At 73.0% G+C, this 16832-nt stretch carries 12 protein-coding genes; 5 read left to right on the top strand and 7 right to left on the bottom strand.

The features are described from left to right. Positions 1–59: 59 nt before the first annotated feature. Entirely contained in the window at positions 60–3137 is a 3078-nt protein-coding gene (locus HOQ23_RS10650) for an efflux RND transporter permease subunit (protein WP_172214505.1), read from the bottom strand. Positions 3138–3232: 95 nt separating this feature from the next. On the opposite strand from HOQ23_RS10650, the gene HOQ23_RS10645 reads away from it, so the two are divergent. Next, positions 3233–3706 (top strand): MarR family transcriptional regulator, encoded by a 474-nt coding sequence (locus tag HOQ23_RS10645; RefSeq protein ID WP_172214503.1) that lies wholly within the window; start codon positions 3233–3235, stop codon positions 3704–3706. Positions 3707–3771: 65 nt separating this feature from the next. On the opposite strand, the gene HOQ23_RS10640 is transcribed toward HOQ23_RS10645, so the two are convergent. Then, positions 3772–5376: a M28 family peptidase gene (locus HOQ23_RS10640; protein WP_172214501.1), complete on the bottom strand. Its 1605-nt coding sequence runs from the start codon at positions 5374–5376 to the stop codon at positions 3772–3774. Between the two features lie 69 nt (positions 5377–5445). Further along, entirely contained in the window at positions 5446–6630 is a 1185-nt protein-coding gene (locus tag HOQ23_RS10635; protein WP_172214499.1) for an acyl-CoA desaturase, read from the bottom strand. Between the two features lie 170 nt (positions 6631–6800). Between HOQ23_RS10635 and HOQ23_RS10630 the strand changes: the two genes are divergently transcribed. After that, positions 6801–8609: a DUF429 domain-containing protein gene (locus HOQ23_RS10630; RefSeq protein WP_172214497.1), complete on the top strand. Its 1809-nt coding sequence runs from the start codon at positions 6801–6803 to the stop codon at positions 8607–8609. Next, positions 8606–9193: a GNAT family N-acetyltransferase gene (locus HOQ23_RS10625; protein ID WP_172214495.1), complete on the top strand. Its 588-nt coding sequence runs from the start codon at positions 8606–8608 to the stop codon at positions 9191–9193. Before HOQ23_RS10630 ends, HOQ23_RS10625 begins: the two co-directional genes overlap by 4 nt. Before the next feature lie 37 nt (positions 9194–9230). Here HOQ23_RS10625 and HOQ23_RS10620 read toward each other — a convergent pair whose 3' ends face one another. Continuing rightward, on the bottom strand, positions 9231–10217 hold the full coding sequence (locus tag HOQ23_RS10620; protein WP_172214493.1) for a TIGR03557 family F420-dependent LLM class oxidoreductase: 987 nt from the start codon (positions 10215–10217) through the stop codon (positions 9231–9233). Positions 10218–10262: 45 nt separating this feature from the next. Between HOQ23_RS10620 and HOQ23_RS10615 the strand changes: the two genes are divergently transcribed. Then, the gene (locus HOQ23_RS10615) at positions 10263–10772 is read left to right on the top strand and encodes a DUF664 domain-containing protein (RefSeq protein WP_172214491.1); all 510 of its coding nucleotides are present in this window, start codon (positions 10263–10265) and stop codon (positions 10770–10772) included. 28 nt (positions 10773–10800) lie between these two features. Here HOQ23_RS10615 and HOQ23_RS10610 read toward each other — a convergent pair whose 3' ends face one another. From HOQ23_RS10610 to HOQ23_RS10600, 3 genes are all read right to left on the bottom strand, one after another. After that, entirely contained in the window at positions 10801–12324 is a 1524-nt protein-coding gene (locus tag HOQ23_RS10610) for an SDR family NAD(P)-dependent oxidoreductase (RefSeq protein ID WP_367650450.1), read from the bottom strand. A gap of 50 nt (positions 12325–12374) precedes the next feature. After that, positions 12375–13658: an MFS transporter gene (locus tag HOQ23_RS10605; RefSeq protein WP_172214489.1), complete on the bottom strand. Its 1284-nt coding sequence runs from the start codon at positions 13656–13658 to the stop codon at positions 12375–12377. Positions 13659–13721: 63 nt separating this feature from the next. After that, the gene (locus HOQ23_RS10600) at positions 13722–14729 is read right to left on the bottom strand and encodes a glycoside hydrolase family 6 protein (protein ID WP_172214487.1); all 1008 of its coding nucleotides are present in this window, start codon (positions 14727–14729) and stop codon (positions 13722–13724) included. A 154-nt stretch (positions 14730–14883) separates the two neighbouring features. On the opposite strand from HOQ23_RS10600, the gene HOQ23_RS10595 reads away from it, so the two are divergent. Further along, complete coding sequence (locus HOQ23_RS10595) at positions 14884–16830, top strand: M3 family metallopeptidase (protein ID WP_172214485.1); 1947 nt, start codon at positions 14884–14886, stop codon at positions 16828–16830. Positions 16831–16832: the final 2 nt, after the last annotated feature.

Genomic DNA, 16832 nt, shown 5'->3' with positions numbered 1-16832 from the left:
TGGGCGGCGTGTTCAGCGGCAATAACCCCGCGTTACATGCGGTGCGGGAGGGGCGAGCGTCAGCCCACCGGCTCCGGGGTGGTGTCGCGCTCCTCGGCGGGGGCGGCGCGCTTGGCGGCCCTCTTCGCGGCCCGCTTCTCCTTGCGCCGCTCGACCAGCAGGTAGAGCGCCGGGACGAGGAGCAGGGTGAGGAAGGTCGAGCTGAGCAGGCCGCCGATGACCACGATCGCCAGCGGCTGGCTGATGAACGCGCTGCCGCCGGTGAGCCCCAGGCTCATCGGGGTGAGCGCGAGGATCGTCGCGAGCGCGGTCATCACGATCGGGCGCACCCGCTTGCCACCGCCCTCGCGCAGCGCCTCGGTGATCGAGGCGCCCCGCTCGCGGTACTGGTTGACCAGGTCGATCAGCACGATCGCGTTGGTGACCACGACGCCGATCAGCATCAGCGCGCCGATCAGTGAGGCGACGCCGAGCGGGATGCCCGTCACCACCAGCAGCAGCAGCGCGCCCGTGGCCGCGAACGGCACCGAGACGAGCAGGATCAGCGGCTGGGCCAGGGAGCGGAACGTCGCGACCATGACCAGGTAGACGATCGCGATGGCGACCAGCAGGGCGAGGCCGAGCTGGGCGAACGCCTCCGCCTGGTCCTCCGAGACGCCGCCGAGCGAGACGTCGGTGCCCTCGGGCAGGTCGAGGTCGTCGAGCAGCGCCTGCACGTCGGAGGTCACCGCGCCGAGGTCGTCGGCGTCGGGCTCGGCGCTGATGGTGATGGTCCGCTCGCCGCCTGCGCGGGTGATCGCGGTGGCGACCTGGCGCTCCTCGAGCTCGGCGACCTGGCCGAGGGTGGCGCCGCCGGGGCCGACCGGAAGCTGGCCGAGCTCCTCGACCGAGGTCGGGCGCGGGCCGGAGACGACGACGGCGTCGAGCTGCTGGCCGTCGACCGACACCTGCGCCACCGGCGGCTGGAACAGCGTCGCGGCGAGCAGCTGGCCCAGCACCGAGGAGGTGAGGCCGCTGGCCTCGGCGCTCTCGCGGGCCTGGACGCTCAGGATCGGCTGCGCGGCGGCGGCGTCGGAGGTGACCACGCCGATGCTGTCGACGGTGCGCAGCTCCTCGGTGACCAGGTCGGCGGCCTCGGTCAGCGCGCCCTGGTCGGTGGCCGTGACGACGACCTCGAGGGCGGAGGCGAACCCGGCGTCACCCGCGGAGACGGTGACCTCGCCGTCGGCGTCCTCGAGGCGCTCGGTGAGCTCGTCGGCGACCTCGTCGGCGTCGGCGTCCTCGGCGAGGGTGAGCGCGAACGACGTGCTGCCTCCGGAGAACAGGGCGGTGGCCGGGTCGGAGCCGACCGTGGCCTGGAGGGTCTCGACCTCGTCGAGCTCGCCGATGATCTCCTCGACGCCGCGGGCGGCGGCGTCCTGGCGGGCCAGGCTGGCGCCGGGCTCGAGCTCCTGGGTGACGCTGAGGGTGTTCTGCCCGCTGCTGCCCAGGAAGTTGGTCTTGATCAGCGGGGTGAGGGCCAGGGTGCCGAGCAGCACGAGGAAGGCCAGGCCGACGGTGACCCACGGCTTGCGCAGCACCCACTGCACGGCCGGGTCGTAGAGGCGGCGCAGCCAGCTGCGCTCCTCCTTGGCCTCGGCCTCGGCGGCGACCACCTCGGCGTCGACGGGACCGGTGGTCTCCTTGAGGAACCAGTAGGCCAGCACCGGGATGATCGTCAGCGCGACCAGCAGCGAGGCCATCAGCGCGAGCGCGACGGTCACCGCGAACGGGCGGAACAGCTCGCCGACCTGGCCGCCGACGATGCCGATCGGCAGGAAGACCGCGGCGGTCGCGATCGTCGAGGAGGTGATCGCCCCGGCGACCTCGCGCACCGCGGTGGTGATCGCGGTGCTCTTGGCCTCGCCGTACGACAGGTGCCGCTTGATGTTCTCGATCACCACGATCGAGTCGTCGACGACGCGTCCGATCGCGACGGTGAGCGCGCCGAGGGTGAGGATGTTGAGGGTGTAGCCACCGAGCTGGAGACCGATCAGGGTGACCAGCAGCGACAGCGGGATCGAGATCGCGGTGACGATGGTGGAGCGCACCGAGAACAGGAACAGCAGGATCACCAGGACGGCGAAGATCAGGCCGAGGCCGCCCTCGGTGGTGAGGTCCTCGACCGACTTCTCGATGAACGGTGCCTGGTCGAAGGCGACGGTGAACTCGGCGTTGGAGCCGAGGGACTCCTCGAGCTCGGGGATCAGGTCCGCGACCTCGTGGGAGATGTCGACGGTGTTGCCGTCGGGGGTCTTGGTGATCGCGAGGGAGAGGCTCGGCTCGCCGTTCGTGCGGGCGTACGACGTGGGCGCCACCTGGGCGACCTTCACCGTGGCGACGCTGCCCAGCGGGCGGGTGCCCTCACCGACGGCGACCGGGACGGCGCGCAGCTGCTCCAGCGTGGTCGGGGTGGTGCCGACCTGCACCGAGAGGCTCTGGTCACCGGCGTCGAGACTGCCGGCGGGCACCATCGAGGAGCCGCGCAGGGCCTCGGCGACCGAGCCGGCGTTGACGCCCTGGGCGGCCGCGGCCGGGAGCGGGGTGATCTCGACGCGGTCCTGGGGCCCGCCGGTCAGCTGGACCTCGCGCACGCCCTCGACGTCCTCGAGCTCCGGGATCACGACCCGGTCCAGGTCGCTGGCCAGCCGGGCGGCGTCGGCGTCGGAGGTCACCGACAGCTGGATGACCGGGAACTGGTCGAAGTCGCCGGCGAAGACGACCGGCTCGACCTGGTCGGGCAGCGCGTCGAGGCCGGTCACGGCCGACTCGACCTGCTGCTGTGCCCGGTCCAGGTCGGTGCCGTAGGTCAGGGTCAGCAGCACCAGCGCGGAGCCGGAGGAGGACGTCGAGGAGATCTCCTCGAGGTCGTCGATGCCGGCGAGGGCGTCCTCCACCGGGATGGTGACCTCCTGCTCCACGGCCTCGGGCGAGGCGCCGGCGTACGGCACCACCACGCCCACCGCGGGGAACTGCAGGTTGGGGATCAGCTCCATCTTGAGCGACCCCAGGGAGAGGAAGCCGAAGATCGCGACGAGGACGGTGGCCAGGGCCACGAAGGCGCGGTTGCGCAGGGAGAATGAGGCGAGGTGGCCCACCGGGGCGCTCCTGTGTTCTGTTCAGGCGAGATCGGGGTACCGCATTTGGTTAGGGCGACGCTAAGGAACGCCCGCATCATCATAGGGAGCACGCGGTGACGCCACCGGATTGCCAGCGCGAGGAGCTGGTGGCCTCGGTCTCAGGCCATCTCGCGGCCCTCGACGACCTGGCGACGCAGCTGCGCCTGGAGGCCCTGGTGGCCAGCGAGCTGTCGCTGCAGCAGCTCAAGGTGCTGCTGCTCGCGGTGCACCGGGCGCCGATCACCGCCCACGAGGTCGCCGGCGCCCTCGGGGTCACCGCGGCGACGGTGTCCGGCCTGATCCGCCGCCTCGGCGAGCACGGGCTGCTGGTGCGCGAGGAGGCGCCGCAGGACCGCCGTGCCCGGCACCTGGTGGCGACCCCGGCGGGGCGGCAGGCGCTCGAGGAGCTCGCGTCGTTCCAGCTGCGCTCGCGGCTGGGGCTCCTGGAGCACCTCGACGACGAGGACCTGGCCACCCTCGACGCCGGCCTGGCGGTCGCGCGCCGCGCCTTGGCCGCGCACGTCGCGGAGGAGACGGGCGGGTCCTGAGCGCGACGGTGCCGCGCCGCCCGGAGGCGACGCGGCACCTGTGGTCTGCGAGGGGTGGCGCCGGGTCAGCGCACCACGACCCCCTCGGGGACCGACGGAGCGCTGCGGCGACCCGTGGGCCGCGCGTCGTCCGGGGTGTCGATCGCCAGGGTGCTGCGGCCCAGCCGGATCGTCATGTGCGCGATCGCGTCGGACATGATCGTCAGCGAGCGCCGCGAGATGTTGGTGAGGTCGTCGGCCGGCGTGTGGTAGTTCGGGTCGTAGGTGATCCCGGCCGTCCCGCCGAAGAGCGCCACCTCCTCCTCGGACTTCACGCCGTCGCCGCCGCTGAACAACCCGCCCGCGGCGACGCCGTTCTCGATGAACGCCTGGTAGTCCGAGCGGCCCGAGAACGCCGTGTCGACCACCGGCTGCCTCACCGAGCGGAAGTAGGAGCGGTAGAGCCGCTCGGTCTCGATCGAGCCGGCCGGCACCGGGGCGCTGGCCTCCTCGGTGGACTCGTCGGCGTCGTAGACGCCGATGACGTAGTTGGGCGAGGCCACCATGTCGTAGTTGAGGTAGACGGCGATGTCGTCGAGGGCCTCGGGATCGTTCGCCACCAGCTGGTCGACGTAGTGCGTCGAGCCGAGCAGGCCGAGCTCCTCGGCGCCCCACCAGGCGAAGCGGACCTTGTTGCGCAGCCGGCCCTCCATCTTCTTCAGCTGGATCGCGGTCTCGAGCAGGGTCGCGCTGCCGGAGGCGTTGTCGTTGATCGCGGCGGCGTCCTGCACGCCGTCGAGGTGGGAGCCCACCATGACCACGTCGTCGGCGCGACCGCGGCGGGTCTCGGCGATGACGTTCCAGGTGCGGCGCTCCTCCACGGTGACGTCCAGGTCGACGGTCGCCTCGACGGGTCCCTCGGCCAGGTCGGCGAGCAGCGCCTGCCCGTCCTCCTGGCTGATGCCCGTCGTCGGCGCGAGCGCATCGGTGGACTCCCCGAGCGTGGCGTTGCTGAGCGGGCCGGGGGCGTTGTTCCAGATCACCACGGCCGCGGCGCCGGCGGCCTTGGCGACCTCGGACTTGATCTGGAAGCTGCAGGTGCCGCGGTTGACCAGGGCGATCTGGCCGGCGACGTCCACGCCCTGCCAGGCGGCGGCGTCACAGCCCTGCGGGGCAGCCGGCGCGACCAGGTCGGCGGTGACCCCGCCCGCGGGGGTGCTCGGCGAGCCGGTGAGCACCTCGTTGGCGATCTCCTCGCCGCCGGCGGTGAGCGTGTTGGCGTTGACCCGGGTGTAGACGAAGTCGAAGTACTGCCGGCGCGGGGAGTAGCCGGCCGCCCGCAGCCGGGACTCCACGTAGCGCGAGGCGGCGTTGTAGCCCTCGTGACCGGCCGCGCGGTCGCCGTACCGGTCGGCGGCCGCCTGGAACTGGCGCAGGTGGGCCACGATGCGCGGGGTCTTCACCGCCTTGCGCAGCTTCTCGCTGTCGGTCAGCTTGGGCTTCGGCTTGCCGGGCTTGCCGGGCTTGCCGGGCTTGGCCTTGCCCGGCTTGGCGTGGACCCGCTCCTGCACGGCCTGGGTGCTCTGCGCGGGGGTGCTGCTCTGGCCGGGGGCGGCCGGACCGAGCAGGGCGAGTCCGACACCGAGAACGGCCGATGCGGCGATCGCCGCGCGACCTCGTGATGCGCTCACAGCTCATCTCCTTGGGAGGTGGGGGGACGAGTGCCCACCTTGACCCATGGAGGTGATCTGTGTCACGCCTCAGATCGGGGAGGGGAGCGGCGGGTCGCTGCGGCGCAGCCGACGCAGCTGGCTGCGCCAGTTGTGCCGGTTGGTGCGCTCCAGCCAGCCGTTGGGCAGGGAGAGCCGCACGACCTTGTGCCACGCGCTGGCGACCTGCTGGGGCAGCGGGCGCACGTTGTAGCTCAGGCCGTAGCGCTCGAAGAGCTCGCGCATCCGCGGGGCGATCTCGGCGTAGCGGTTGCTCGGCAGGTCGGGGAAGACATGGTGCTCGATCTGGTGCGACAGGTTGCCGGTCATCAGGTGCACCAGCGGCGGGCCGGAGATGTTCGCCGAGCCGAGCATCTGGCGCAGGTACCACTCGCCGCGGGTCTCGTCGGGGTCGAGCCGCTCCATCTCGAAGGCCTCGACGCCCTCGGGGAAGTGCCCGCACATGATCACCGAGTGCGACCAGACGTTGCGCAGCAGGTTGGCCGTCACGGTCGCGGTCAGCGTGGCGCGCCAGTGGCGTCCCGAGAGCGCCGGCAGCACGACGTAGTCCTTGGTGACCTGCTTGCCGATCTTGCGCAGGGTGGTGCGGATCTCCGCCTTCTTCTCCTCGGTGAACCCGGTCTTGTTGCGCAGAGAGTCGCCGAAGTCGAGGTCGTACATCGCGATGCCGTACTCGAAGATCAGCGCGTTGATCGCGTTCCACACCGGCTGCACGAGGTAGCGCGGCTTCCAGGGCTGGGCCTCGTCGACCCGCATGATCCCGTAGCCGAGGTCGTTGTCCTTGCCGAGGATGTTCGTGTAGGTGTGGTGGGTCTCGTTGTGGGCGCGCTTCCACTGCGCGGGCGGCGACGCGTGGTCCCAGTCCCAGGTCGTGGAGTGGATCTTCGGGTCGCGCATCCAGTCCCACTGCCCGTGCAGGACGTTGTGGCCGATCTCCATGTTCTCCAGGCTCTTGGCGACGCCGAGCATCAGCGTGCCCAGCGCCCAGCCGCCGCGCCGGTTGCTGGCGAGCACCAGCACCGCGCGCCCGGAGAGCTCCAGGGCCCGCTGCGCCGCGATCACCCGCCGGATGTACGCCGCGTCGCGGGCGCCGCGGGAGTCCAGCACCTCCTGGCGGATCTGCGTGATCTCGCGCCCGAGTGCCTCGACGTCCTCCGCGGTCAGGTGGGCGGCGGGTCCGATGCGGGACGACTGCAGGTGCGTGGTGGTGGTCATCGTGGGGGGCTCCAGGGGTGCTCGACGCTGGTGGTCGCGGACGCGGATCCTCAGGGATCGCTGATGAAGCGGTACCCGTACCGCGAGCCGTTAGCCCGCAGAGCCTACGGCGTCGGGGCCGCCTGCCCCCGTCCGGGCGCGCGCCGGGCGCCATGCGGCAGGCTGATCCCATGCAACCCGATCTCCACCTCGTCGGCGTGGATCTGGCCTGGGGCCTCCAGCGGCCCACGGGGATCGCCGTGCTCGATGCGGGCGGTCGCCTCGTGCACGTCGCTGCGGTCACCAGCGACGACGAGGTCGTCGCCGAGCTGGACCCGTACGTCGCCGGGCCCTGCGTGGTGGCCTTCGACGCCCCGATCCTGGTGCGCAACGCCTCCGGCAACCGGCCCGCGGAGGCGGCGCTGAACCGCGACTTCGCCCGGTTCGAGGCGGGCGCGCACCCCTCGAACACCGCGAAGCCCGACTTCCGCGACGGCAGCCGCGCCCAGCGCCTGGCCGCCCGCCTGGGCCTCGACGTCAACCCGCGCTCGGGGCGCAGCCGGCGCGCGATCGAGGTCTACCCGCACCCGGCCACGGTGGCGCTGTTCCGGCTCGGTCGCACCTTGAAGTACAAGGACAAGAAGGGTCGCGACCAGGCCTCGATGCGCGCCGAGCTGCTGGTGCTGATGGGCCTGCTCGAGGGGCTCGCGGCGAGCGAGACGCCGCTGCTGCTCGCCGGCCCCGCGTGGGCCGCGCTGCGGCGGGCGGCGGAGTCGGCGACCCGCAAGAGCGAGCTGCGGGTGGTCGAGGACCAGGTCGACGCGGTGGTCTGCGCCTACGTCGCGCTGCTCTCCCACCGGGCACCCGAGCGGCTCACGACGTACGGCGACGACGGCGGCTCGTCGTGGGAGGACGGCTACATCGTCACCCCGACGCTGCCCGCCGACCTGACCCCGCAGGGCCCCTCGCCCGCCGCCGGCGGCGAGGACGCGGTGGCCGAGGCGGTGCGCGAGTACGCGTTGCGCCACCCCGAGCTGTCCCGCGGAGGTGCGCTGGCCGTCGACCTGGTGACCCGGGTGCTCGACGAGGCCGGCATCAACTACCTGACCGTCACCGGGCGCACGAAGTCGGTGGCGAGCTTCGCGGAGAAGGCGACGCGCACCCGCGACGGCGAGCTGCTCTACCCCGACCCGCTGCGCGACATCACCGACCAGGTCGGGGTGCGCGTGGTGACCTACGTGCACAGCGACGTCGCCGCGGTGGCCGACCTGTTGGCCAGCCAGGTGACGGTGCTCGACGACCGCGACATGGGCAGCGAGACCGCCGCCGAGGGACGCTTCGGCTACGCCAGCCGGCACCTGCTCGTCGAGCTGGACCCGGCCCGGCTCGAGGAGCAGGACCTGGCGCCGCTGCACGTGCGGGTCGCCCAGATCCAGATCCGCACGGTGCTGCAGCACGCCTGGGCGGAGTTCGAGCACGACATCCGCTACAAGGGCACGATCCCCGAGGAGCACGCCCGTGACTTCGACCGGCGCTTCACCCTGGCCGCGGGGCTGCTGGAGCTCGCCGACCAGGAGTTCTCCACGATCCGCGACCGGCTGCGCGGCTCCTCGCAGGACCCGACCCCGGACCGGGTGGGCCACGAGCCCGACGAGCCGGGTGGCAGCGGCATCGACGCGCGCGAGCTCGCGGCGTTCCTCGCCGGGCAGTACCACGACGCGGGCTGGTCGCGCAGCGACCACTACGCCTGGATCTCCGGGCTGCTGCGCGAGCTCGACATCACCTCCCTCGACGAGCTGGGCGAGGTGATCCGCCCGGCGCTGGCGTGGGACCTCAACGGGCGCATGGAGTACCGCTACCCGCCCGGCGCCGTACGCCGCCTCGACGACGCGCTGCTCGCGGTGTACGGCGAGCGCTACGTCCGCCTGGAGGGCAACGCGCACCGCGCCGACCTGCTCGCCCAGCGCCTGGAGCGGCTGCGCCCGGAGGGCGAGGGATGAGCGGCCCGCTCGACTCGGTCGCCTGGCCGGTGCGCACCGAGCGGCTGGTGCTGCGCCCGGCGACTCCTGGCGACGTCGAGGCGACGTACCGGATCCGGGTGCTGCCGGAGGTCTCGCGCTGGATCACCGCCGCGCCGGGCGATCCCGCGTCGTACGCCGCGTCGTTCGCTGAGCCCGACCGGCTGGCGCGGACCCTGGTCGTCGAGCTCGGCAGCGACGGCGGCCCGGTGATCGGCGACCTGATGCTGTGGGTGGGCGACGCCTGGGCGCAGGTCGAGGTCGCGGAGGCCGCCCGGGCGTGCCAGGCCGAGCTGGGCTGGGTCCTCGACCCGGCGTACGCCGGCCGCGGCTTCGCCACCGAGGCGGTGCGCGCCCTGCTGGGGACCTGCTTCGACGCGCTGGGGCTGCGCCGGGTCGTCGCCGAGTGCTTCGCCGACAACACCGCCTCGTGGCGGCTGATGGAGCGCGTCGGCATGCGCCGCGAGGCCCACACCGTCCGCGAGTCCCTGCACCGCGACCTGGGCTGGCTCGACGGGTTCAGCTATGCGCTGCTGGCGGAGGAGTGGGCGGCCCGCGAGCGGTGACGCGGGGCGCGCCGCCCGTCGCGGCCCCCGCCGCACCTCACGGAGCGGCGGCGCGCAGCTTCTCCAGCAGCGGGGCGGCGGCATGGTCGAGGAACTGCTGCTGCCAGCGGTCGCCGACCTGCACCAGCGCGACGTCGGTGAAGCCGGCCTCCCAGTAGGCGCCGACGGCCTCCACGATCGCGTCGAGGTCGGGGCCGCAGGGGATCTGCCCCGCGACGTCCTCGGGGCGCACGAACTGGGTGGCGCCGGAGAAGCCGTACGGCGTGGGCAGGTCGGCGTTGACCTGCCAGCCACCGGCGAACCAGCGGAACTGCTCGTGGGCGAGGGCGGTGGCCTCCTCCTCGCTGGGGCCCCAGCAGATCGGGATCTGCCCGATCGCGCGGGCGCCGTCGGGGATCTGCGGGGCGCCGGGGGTGGCGTTCCAGGTGTTGATGATCTCCGCCTCCGGGGCGACCGCGACCAGGTGGTCGGCCAGCGGCGCGAGCTCGGTCATCGAGCGCTCACCGGAGACCGCGATGGCGAGGTCGACGCCCTGCTCCGGCACGTCCCAGACCCGCGCGGAGTTCACCTCGAAGTGCTCGCCGCGGTAGTCGACCAGGTCGCCGGTGTGCAGCGCGCGGATCACCTCGACGGCCTCCGCGAGCATCCGCTGGCGCACGCCGATCGTGGGCCAGCCGGCGCCGACGACGTGCTCGTTGAGGTTCTCCCCGCTGCCCAGGCCGAGGGTGAAGCGGCCCTCGGCGAGCAGCTGCAGCGTCGCGGACTTCTGCGCCACCACCGCCGGGTGGTAGCGCATCGTCGGGCAGGTCACGTAGGTCATCAGCCCCATCCGCTCGGTCGCCTGCGCGACCGCGCCGAGCACCGTCCAGGCGTACGGCGCGTGCCCCTGCTCGGTGAGCCAGGGGGAGTAGTGGTCGCTGGAGACGGCGAAGTCGAAGCCGACGCGCTCGGCGTCCACCGCGTAGCCCACCAGCTCGCGGGGCCCGCTCTGCTCGGTCATGAGGGTGTATCCGAGATTGCTCATGCGCGGGGGGTACCCGGTTTCGCCGCACATCCGTACCGTCGGGACATGACACCCGCACAGCTGTTGTCCGACGGGTTCGGACGCGTCCTCGAGAGCGGCACCGCGGTCGTCGACGGCCTCTCGCTCGGCGAGCTGTCGCGCCGCCCCGGTCACGACGCCAACCCGATCGGCTGGCTGGTCTGGCACCTCACCCGGGTCCAGGACGACCACGTCGCCGAGGTCGCCGGGCGTCCCCAGGTCTGGACCGACCAGGACTTCGTACGCCGCTTCGACCTGCCGCTCGTGGTCAGCGACACCGGCTACGGGCACACCCGCACCCAGGTCGACGTGGTGCGTGCCGAGGGCGACCTGCTCGCGGAGTACCTCACCGCCGTCCACGCGCAGACCCTCGCATTCCTCGCCACCGTCGGCGAGGACGACCTGGACCGCGTCGTCGACACCCGCTGGGACCCGCCGGTCACCCTCGGGGTCCGGCTGGTGAGCGTGCTCGACGACGACCTGCGCCACGTGGGGCAGGCCGAGTACGTGCGGGGGCTGCTCGGGGGTCGTCCGTAGCTCACCGCACCCGCAGCAGCGATCGGCCTCACCAGGGACTGGGCGCGTAGTCCTTCAGGAAGTGGCCGTACAGGTCCACGCCGGCCTCGCCCTGCACGATCGGGTCGTAGACCCGGGCGGCACCGTCGACGAGGTCGAGCGGGGCGTGCCAGCCCTCGGCGGCGATGCGGAGCTTCTCCTGGTGCGGGCGCTCGTCGGTGATCCAGCCGGTGTCGACGGCGGTCATCAGGATCTTGTCGGTCTCGAACATCTCGCCGGCGGAGGTGCGGGTGAGCATGTTGAGCGCGGCCTTGCTCATGTTGGTGTGCGGGTGCCCGTGGCCCTTGTAGCGCCGCGAGAACTGCCCCTCCATCGCCGAGACGTTCACGACGTACGCGCGCCGCGCGCCGCGGCGTACCGCCTCGCGCATCGAGGGCCGCAGGCGCGAGACCAGGATGAACGGCGCGGTCTGGTTGCACAGCTGGACCTCGAGCAGCTCCAGCGGGTCGACCTGGTCGACGCCCTTGGTCCAGGAGTTGGTCGACTGCAGGTCCGGCAGCAGCCCGCCGGCGTCCACGGCGGTGCCGTCGAGGTGGCGCTCCAGGGACGCGGAGCCGGCGCTGAGCGCCAGCGCGGTGAGGTCGGCGGCGGTGGTCGCGGCCAGCGCGGCGGCCGGCGCACCGGCCTCGTCGGCGTGGGCCACGGCGTGCTCGCGCAGCGCACCGGTGATCATCGCGGGGTGGGCGTCGCTGACCCGGTCGAAGGTGACCATCGCCGGCAGCTCGATGCCGGTCGGCAGCGGCGCGGACTCCATCTCCACCAGCTGGGAGTACGCGCCGGGGGAGCGGCGCACGGTCTGGCAGGCGTTGTTGATCAGGATGTCCAGCGGCCCGTCCGCGGCGACGTCGTCGGCCAGGGAGACGACCTGGGTGGGGTCGCGCAGGTCGATGCCGACGATCTTGAGGCGGTGCAGCCAGTCCGCGGAGTCCTCCATCGCGGCGAAGCGGCGCACCGCGTCCTTGGGGAACCGGGTGGTGATGGTGGTGTGCGCGCCGTCGCGCAGCAGCCGCAGCGCGATGTACATGCCGATCTTGGCGCGCCCGCCGGTGAGCAGCGCGCGCTTGCCGGTCAGGTCGGCGTGCTGGTCGCGCTTGGCGTGGCTCAGGGCCGCGCAGGAGGGGCACAGCCAGTGGTAGAAGGCGTCGACCAGGGTGTAGTCGTTCTTGCAGATGTAGCAGCCGCGCGGGTTGATCAGCTCCCCGGCGAAGGCGCCCTGGGCGGTGGAGACCAGCGGGATCCCCGCGGTCTCGTCGTCGATGCGCATCGCCGACCCGGTCGCGGTCGCCTCGGTGACGGCGCGGTCGTGGGCCAGCTCGGCCTCGCGCTTGCGGGTGCGCCGTTCGCGCTTGAGCGCCTTGTACATGTGCGACGCGGCGTGCTTGACGGTGCGGATGTCCGGGTGGTCGTCGGGCAGCTCGTGGAGCTGGTTGAGCACCCGGACAGCGGTGGCGAGGTCGTCGGGGTCGATGCCCGGGACGCTCGCGGAGGGCGTGCGGTCGTCGGTCGCGGTCACCGGCGGATCCTACGAAGCCGGAGCCGCGGACCCGACATCCTCACCCCCGCTCAGGCCCCCGATGCGGTGCGGGTCACGCGGTAGCGCACGAAGGACGGTACGGCGAGCGCGGCGACGACCGTGCCGACCACCACGAGCACGCCACCGCCGGCTGCGGCCGCGGCCGCGCCGACCGAGGCCGCCGCGGCGCCGTGCGCGACGTCGGCCAGGCGCGGGCCGCCGGCGACGATCACGATGAAGACGCCCTGGAGGCGCCCGCGGACCTCGTCGGCCGCGGCGCTCTGGAGCATGCTGGTGCGGAACGCCGCGGAGGCCATGTCGGCCGCGCCGCCGATCACCAGCATCACCAGCGCCACCGACAGCATCAGGGTGTGCGCGTGGCTGGCCAGCCCGACCGCGACGCCGAACCCGGTCATCGCCGCGCCCCACACGAGGATGCAGACGATCACGGCGAGGCCCTGGCGGTGCACGCGGGAGACCCAGCCGCTGAAGATGCCGCCGATCACCGCGCCCGCCGGGATGGCGGCGAAGAGCAGCGCGAAGATCAGCCCGCCCTCCTCGGGCCCGCCGAAGTCCACGTGGGCCATCTCCGGGAACAGCGCCCGGGGCATGCCGAAGAGCATCGCGATGACGTCGACGACGAAGGACATCAGCAGCACCGGGTGGTGGCGCAGGTAGGCCAGGCCCTCCAGCACCGAGCGAAGCCCGGGGGCGCCGACCACGCCGCCGAGCACCGGCAGCGCGGGCAGCCTGAGCACCGCGCCGAGCGTGGCCAGCAGGGTGATCGTGTCGATCAGGTAGAGCCACTCGAAGCCCAGCACCGGGATCAGCACGCCGGCCACCAGCGGCCCGGCGATGGCGCCGGCCTGCATCACGGTCATGTTGAGCGAGTTCGCCGCGGGCAGCAGCTCGGCCGAGACCAGCTTGGGGACCACCGCGCTGCGGGTCGGCTGGTTGACCGCGAAGAACGCCTGCTGCACCGCGAACAGGCTCAGCAGCAGCCACACGTTGGTCGAGCCCGCCGCCGCCTGGAGCCAGAACAGCGCGCTGGTCCCGATCAGGCCCAGCGTCGTCACCACGAGGATCGTGCGCCGGTCGAAGGCGTCGGCCAGCGCCCCGCCGTACAAGCCGAAGACGATGAGCGGGACCAGGCCGAAGAGGCCGGTCAGCCCGACGTACGCCGAGGAGCCGGTGTCGGCGTAGATCTGCGCCGGCACCGCCACGACGGTCAGCTGGGCGCCGATCACCGTGATGATGTTGGCCAGCCACAGCCGCTTGAAGTGCGGGTTCTGCAGCGGCCGGGTGTCAGCGACGATCGACTTGAGCCCAGGCACGAGGGGAGAACCTACGCCGCGCCCGGCCCCTTCCGGTGCCGGGGTCGCCCGGATGGACGGCGCTCAGCAGGCGGGCGACTCCCGCAGGCCGAGCAGCCGGTCGGCGAGCAGGTCGCACCACTGGCCCGAGGCGTTGCCGCGGTTCCAGGCGCCGTCGGACTCACCGGGGTGCTTGACCCAGACGGTGGCGTCGAGGGCGCCTCGGAAGCGCAGCCGCGGCGCGGCGCCCAGGCGCGCCCAGGTCGGGTTGATGACGTCCCCGGCGACCGGCGCGGAGAACCCGTTGCGCGAGGTGTCCACGACGTGCTTGGTGCCCTTCACCCCGATCCGGGACAGCTCGCGGCGCAGCGTGGCGGCGTAGGTCAGCTCCTCGCCCAGCGGTCGGAAGTTGGAGACGTTGGTGCTGATGCCGCGGGCCTTGGCGACCCCGGCGCGCTTGAGCAGCTGCGCGCGGCCGGTGTACGGCGTCCAGCCGGAGTGGCCGGCGTCGAGGTAGGCCCACGCCCCGGTCCTCGCGATCCGGGTGACCGCGAAGCGCAGCATCCTCAGGCGCGCGGCGGTGTCGGCGCAGCCGGGCTCGCCGATGAAGGGGATCGCGTCGGGCTCGACGACGACCATCGCCTTGCTCTTCTTGCCCAGGCCGCGGGCGAAGGCCCGCACGTAGGCGCGGTACGACGCGGCGTCGGGCAGGCCGCCGGCGGAGTACTGGCCGCAGTCGCGCCCCGGGATCGCGTAGAGCACCAGCAGCGGTGTCGAGCGGGTCGCCCTGGCGCGCGCCACCTGGTCGGAGACGGCCCAGGTCACCTGGGCGGTCGGGTGCTGCTCGGAGGAGTACCAGGTCGCCTGCGGGGCCCGGGCGATCCGGGCGTAGCGGCTCTCCTGCGTGGCGGCGGGGATCCGGTCGTCGACGTACAGCGGCCGGGTGCGGCGCGGGTCGGAGCCGGCGCGCTCGGAGGCGGAGGCCACGCCACCGGCGTCGGCCGGGGACCAGGCCGGGACCGCGGTGCCGGCCGTGACCAGCGCGGTCACCAGCACGATGCCCAGCAACCTCAGCAGCAGGCGTGGCGACATGGACCGGATCGTACGGCCTGCTCGGCCGTCCGGGAGGTGCGGTCGTCCAGCCACTGGGCGGGGTGACTACCCCCTCGCCCCCCGCCACCCCCAGCCACCCCCAGGCCCCGCCGCACCCCACCCCACGCCCCGGAGCCGTGGCAGGCTGACGCCCATGAGCGCACCCACCCCGTCCCCGGTCCTCCTGCCCGCCGCCGACGGGGCGTCGGGCTGGGTCGAGCAGCAGTCCCGCGAGCGGCTCGCGGCGGCGCGCGCGGTGGCCGACCGGCTCCGCGCCGGCGAGGGTGGCGGCGACGCGCTCGGCACCCTGGAGCTCTGGAACGAGCTGTGCATCGAGCTGGGCCGGGTCGCCTCGGTCGGGTCGCTGTACGCCAACGTGCACCCCGATCCCGCGGTCCGCGAGCAGGCCGAGCAGGCCGAGGTGGAGGCCGACCGGCTCGGCACCGAGCTCTCCCAGGACCGCGCGCTCTTCGAGGTCTTCTCCGCCCTCGACCCCGCCGGGCTGGACCACGACGCGACCCGGCTGCTGGAGCACACGCTGCGCGACTTCCGGCGCTCCGGCGTCGACCGCGACGAGGACACCCGCGACCGCCTCGCCGAGATCCGCGAGCGGCTCACCGCGCTGGACCAGGAGCTGAGCCGCAACACCCGCGACGACGTCCGCACCATCACCTTCCCCGCCGAGCGGTACGCCGGGCTGCCGCAGGACTGGCTCGACGCGCACCCCGCCGACGAGGACGGGCAGGTCACCGCCACCACCGACTACCCCGACGCGGTGCCGGTGCGGATGTTCGCCCACGACCCCGAGGTCCGCGCCGCGATGAACCTCGCCTTCCTCACCCGCGGCTGGCCCCAGAACGACGCGGTGCTCAAGGAGATGTTCGCGCTGCGTCACGAGCTGGCGACGCTGCTCGGCTACGCCGACTGGGCGGCGTACGACGCGGAGGTGAAGATGATCGGCTCCGGGCCGGCGATCCCGGAGTTCATCGACCGGATCGCGGCCGCCGCCGAGGAGCCGATGCGCCGCGACCTCGAGGTGCTGCTGGAGCGCTACCGCCGCGACGTTCCCGACGCGGAGACGATCCCGTCGGCGGACGCGTCGTACTACTCCGAGCTGGTGCGCCGCGAGCGCTACGACGTCGACTCCCAGCAGGTGCGGACCTACCTCGACTTCGCCACCGTGCGCCGCGGCCTGCTCGAGGTCACCGGCCGGCTCTTCGGGCTGCGCTACGACGAGGTGCCCGACGCCCCGACCTGGCACGAGGACGTCACGACGTACGACGTGCGCCGCGCGGACGACCCGGCCGACGCCGCGCCGCTGGGCCGCATCCACCTCGACCTGCACCCGCGGGAGGGCAAGTACAAGCACGCCGCCCAGTTCGACCTGGTCTCCGGCGTCGAGGGCACGCAGCTGCCCGAGGGCGTGCTGGTGTGCAACTTCGCGCGCGGCCTGATGGAGCACGACCACGTGGTCACGCTCTTCCACGAGTTCGGCCACCTGGTCCACCACGTCCTCGGCGGGCACCAGCGCTGGGTGGCGTTCTCCGGGGTCGCCACCGAGTGGGACTTCGTCGAGGCGCCGAGCCAGATGCTCGAGGAGTGGGCGTGGGACCCGGCGGTGCTGGCCTCCTTCGCCACCAACGCCGCCGGCGAGCCGATCCCGGCCGACCTGGTGGAGCGGATGCGCGCCGCGGACGACTACGGCAAGGGCATCCAGGCCCGGGTGCAGATGTTCTACGCCGCGATGTCGTACTGGTTCCACGTGGAACGTCCCGCCGACCTCACCGCCCGCACGCGCGAGCTGCAGGCGCGCTACTCGCCGTACCCCTACGTCGAGGGCACCCACATGTTCGCCAGCTTCGGTCACCTGGGCGGCTACTCCTCGGCGTACTACACCTACATGTGGTCGCTGGTGATCGCCAAGGACCTGTTCAGCGCCTTCGACGAGGGCGACCTGTTCGACCCGGTCGTCGCCGGGCGCTACCGCGACACGGTGCTGGCGCGGGGCGGCTCGAAGGACGCGGCCGACCTGGTCGCGGACTTCCTGGGGCGCCCCTACACCTTCGAGGCGTACGCGCGCTGGCTCGCCCGGCCGGCCTGAGC

The sequence above is a fragment of the Nocardioides sp. zg-DK7169 genome, assembly GCF_013155365.1.
Classification (GTDB): domain Bacteria; phylum Actinomycetota; class Actinomycetes; order Propionibacteriales; family Nocardioidaceae; genus Nocardioides.
The sequence above is the reverse complement of the archived record's forward strand: the minus strand, read 5'-3'. Positions and strand labels throughout refer to the sequence as shown.